The 3634-nt window shown below is 66.2% G+C and carries 5 protein-coding genes; 3 read left to right on the top strand and 2 right to left on the bottom strand.

The features are described 5' to 3' along the window. Positions 1–148 precede the first annotated feature (148 nt). On the bottom strand, positions 149–1801 hold the full coding sequence (locus tag JHN45_RS54605; RefSeq protein WP_201056498.1) for a recombinase family protein: 1653 nt from the start codon (positions 1799–1801) through the stop codon (positions 149–151). Beyond that, positions 1798–2139: a hypothetical protein gene (locus tag JHN45_RS51945; protein ID WP_201056497.1), complete on the bottom strand. Its 342-nt coding sequence runs from the start codon at positions 2137–2139 to the stop codon at positions 1798–1800. The genes JHN45_RS54605 and JHN45_RS51945 overlap by 4 nt, the downstream gene beginning before the upstream one ends. Positions 2140–2906: 767 nt before the next feature. On the opposite strand from JHN45_RS51945, the gene JHN45_RS51940 reads away from it, so the two are divergent. From JHN45_RS51940 to JHN45_RS51930, 3 genes are all read left to right on the top strand, one after another. After that, the gene (locus JHN45_RS51940; protein ID WP_201056496.1) at positions 2907–3113 is read left to right on the top strand and encodes a helix-turn-helix domain-containing protein; all 207 of its coding nucleotides are present in this window, start codon (positions 2907–2909) and stop codon (positions 3111–3113) included. After that, positions 3110–3358: a hypothetical protein gene (locus tag JHN45_RS51935; RefSeq protein ID WP_201056494.1), complete on the top strand. Its 249-nt coding sequence runs from the start codon at positions 3110–3112 to the stop codon at positions 3356–3358. Before JHN45_RS51940 ends, JHN45_RS51935 begins: the two co-directional genes overlap by 4 nt. After that, positions 3355–3634: hypothetical protein (locus tag JHN45_RS51930; RefSeq protein ID WP_201056492.1), on the top strand; the 280-nt coding region annotated here is incomplete at its 3' end. The genes JHN45_RS51935 and JHN45_RS51930, both read left to right, overlap by 4 nt.

Raw genomic sequence — 3634 nt, 5'->3', positions numbered from 1 at the left:
TGTCATCGGACCCCCGGGTCTGATGAGCTGGCCCGGGACACAACGGACACCCTGGGAAAGGCAGATGCCGTGAGCAACGAAAGCCTGGCCAACCTGCTGAACGTGGATAGTGACGGACGCTCGTTTGGAGCATGCCTCTGACCTGCTGTTACGCGTCAGCGCGTGGGCCGAGTAGTTGTGGTTCGACCTCCCACACGGCTACCGGGACCACTCGTGCGGGTACCTCGGTGCCGTCCGGCGCGGTGTACTTCGGGTATGCCCACACCCCGCGGAGCATCGTCCGCAGGAGCGATCGGCGCGTTGCCACGGGAGTGATATCCCATCGGTCGAGCAGGCCGCGCATGATCGGCTGATAGTCCGCCGGTTGGGCTTCGTCCTCTTCAGTGCGCTTTTCGAGTTCGGCAAGTTCAGCCGTTACGTCCGTCTGCTCTTGGGTGAGTCGCTTCCGCTCGCGTGTGTACGAGTCTTCGGGAATCACGCCGCGGGTGAGCAGATCGGTTTGCCGGTCGAGTAGCTGCTCAATCTCGCTGAGTTGTTCGCGTAGCTTCTTGCGTGCGGCTTTGAGTCGGTCGCGGGGGGCGCCGACTTCCTCGCCCGTCTGCTGCGGGATGGTTGCGGCTTTGGCTTCGATGTCCGCCGACCACTCGGCGAGGCGCTTCAACAGGGCGTCTTCGGCGAGGCTGCGCAGGACGTACACGCCGTCGCATGTCCGGTTGTCCTTCATCTTGCTACACCGGAACATGTAACCGGGCTTCTTGATGAGGACTTTCCCCGCGCCGTAGGTGGATCCGCCGGCGGCTGACGCGGTCCCGCCGCAGCGTCCGCAGCGCATGAGGCCGGACAGGGCATAGGCCGGTTTCCGGTTGCCGCTGGGAGTGTTGCGTGCCTGCTCGCGTCTTTCCTTAAACGCCTCCCATACGTCCTCAGGAACGATCGGTAGATGCGCTCCGGGCTCCCATATGCGGATTGGACAGATGGCGCCGCGTGAACGGTTACTGTCTGGATCCTTGGGGGGACAGTCGCAGTCGTCGGGGTGGTAGCGATTCCATCCGGCGGCCCATCCGCTGTCCATGTAGCGGGTGAGGCCGGATTGGAGCCAGGGCTTACCCCGGGTGCCAAGGAGGCCGTTCACCCCGCACCACTGCGTGACGGAACCCATGGACGCGCCCTCGGCCACGCGTTCGTGAAGGGTGGTGATTGTCCGGCTGATGTCGTCGGGCTCGTACCACTCTTGGTGAATCACGCCCGCGTCTTCGTCTAGGTAGCGCCGGTGCCATATGTACCCCCACCGCTTCCCGCCCGTTGCGGGCAGGCCGGCGGCCCGCCGGTGCTCGCGGGTCTCTGCCCACTGCTCGCCGATTCGATCTGATTCGTACTCGGCGAACTTGAAGGCCATGCCCATTTGCAGTCGGCCGAACGCGGTTCGGGTGTCGGCTGCTTCCGTGGCGGATGCCAGTCGGCCGCCGACGGTTTCGAGTTGGGAGAGGTACACGGCGTTGGCGTGGCGTGAGCGGCCGAACCGGGAGTAGCGCCATACGGCGATTCCGCGGGCGGTGCGGTCCTCTACGAACTTGAGGGCGGTCCTGATCTGGCGTTTCATCTTGCGGCCGGACACGTCAAGGTCGTAAATCCACTCGACGATTTCGGCGTTGTTGCGGTCGGCCCATGCCTTGATGGCGCTGCGCTGGATGTCGGGTGAGATCTTCTCCTCGTAGTAGGTGGATACACGGACGTAGGCCACGAAGGGCTCACGCTTGGTGTTGACGCGTAAGCCCTTATGGCGATCGAGCGTCTGTGTCACGTAATGGACTCCCGATTAAGGCGCCGCGCTTGTGCCCCGTCGAGCGGAAGGACTTTCGCGTCCGGCGGCTCGGCGGCGAGTCGGGCATCGTGGGCAACGATGTCGCGCACGAGGGCGGCGGCGGCGCGGTTCGTGTGTTCGGTGACGTATTGCCGTAAGGCGCAGTAGCCAGTGACCAGGGTCGAGAGAACCCCCGTTGCCGTGGTGGTGGTGCCGGTGATGATGACGGGCCCTACCTCGTCCGTCGTGAGCACTCCGGTTATCAGGGTGGTGAGGCCGACGACGAGCGTTGTCGCGGCGGCGACGGCAGTGAGGTAGACATCCGTGCGGCTGGTCACTTGCTGGCCCTTTCCTAGCTGGTGCCCTCCCGCCTGTGTTTGGCAGTGAGGGCTGCGATCACGCCGCGTACGGCGGCGCGGTCGGTTTCGTCGACTACTCCGAGCGCGGTGAGCGCTTCCTCTTCAGTTGCGGGGGTGCGGGTGCCGGGTTGCTCAGCGTGTTGAGGCTCCCTTTTCAGGGCCTCGGGGGGAAGGTGTCCGGCTCGGACAAGGATCGGCATTACGGGGACGGCGAAGGTCACGCCAAGGGCGTAGCAGGTGCCGACGTCTGGTCGGATTGGCTTTTTGCTGTCGAGGCGTAGAAGGCGAGAGACAGTGGCGACGGGGATACCTGAGGCATCAGCGAAGCGACGCTGCGTACCGCGTTCTTCGGGGTCGTAGCCCTTGCGGACGAGCGCCCACCTGAGCCAGTCGCCGAACGGTGCGTCGAGTGGTGGTTCCGGTTGCGAGCCGTGATTCATAGGCGCAATGTATCGCGCACGCGAGATTCATGTTGCTCGGTGCACAACTTTTGGGCATCTGATGCGTCATCCCCCGTCGGCGGTCGATGCGTCCGCAACCCGCACACTATCGAACAGGTGAGCGGTTCTCCACTACTCAATCACAAACGCTAGCACCGGTACCGCGAGTTCCCCTTCAGCTTTGCCCCTCCTCCTGCATATCCCAGAGGCACACCCCGCCTCACTTGTCTCACGCGTGAGTGAAACGTGCTACGTTCCACTCGTGAGCGAAAAGCGCTCACGAGTGATTGAACGAGGTGCGTTTCCATGCGTTTTGACCCCAAGCCCCTGCGCTCCGCAGCCGCGGCCGTGGGCGACAACAGCACCGCCGCAATCGCCCGGAAGCTGAACACCCCGTACGCGACGGTGATCCGTTGGACCAGCGGGCGCAGCATCCCGGCCGGCCCCGCACTCGCCAGCATCGAGCGGACCTACGGCGTGACCCCCGCACTCCTCTTTCCGGCCGACGCATGACCGCGCCGTCCCTCGACGCCGCACGCGCCCGCGCCGCCGCCGTCACGGCCGCCGCTCGCGTCTGGCGCCACGGCCTCGATGCCATGGACCGCATGAGCCCGGCCGCCGCCGCGCGTGCCTGCTACCAGCCCGGGGGCCCGTCGCTCGCCGACCTCGAACGGCGCATCTGCGCCGACCGTGCCGCCCGTACCCGCGGCCACCCCGGACGGCCCCTTTCGACCGACACCGAAGGGCATCAATCGTGAACACCCCCAAGCGTACCGAGAACCGCATTCCCCGCGCCGTACAGGCCGTCATGGGCGCCGAGGCCGCTCGCCGCCGCGTCGAGTTCGTCGAGGTCGTCGCCCGCCAGCTCGACCAGATCGCCCCCGGCACCATCCGGGTGCGCGTCATCCCCGTGCCCCACGAGGGCCGCCGCCTCACGTGGGTTGTCCTCGACTCCGCCAACGGCCCAGTGGGCGCCGACCGCGAGGCCCACCGTGCCGCCTACGGCCTGCTCACCCGGGCGTTCCCGTCCGCCG

This window comes from Streptomyces sp. MBT53 (assembly GCF_016654115.1).
Classification (GTDB): Bacteria; Actinomycetota; Actinomycetes; order Streptomycetales; family Streptomycetaceae; genus Streptomyces.
The sequence above is the reverse complement of the archived record's forward strand: the minus strand, read 5'-3'. Positions and strand labels throughout refer to the sequence as shown.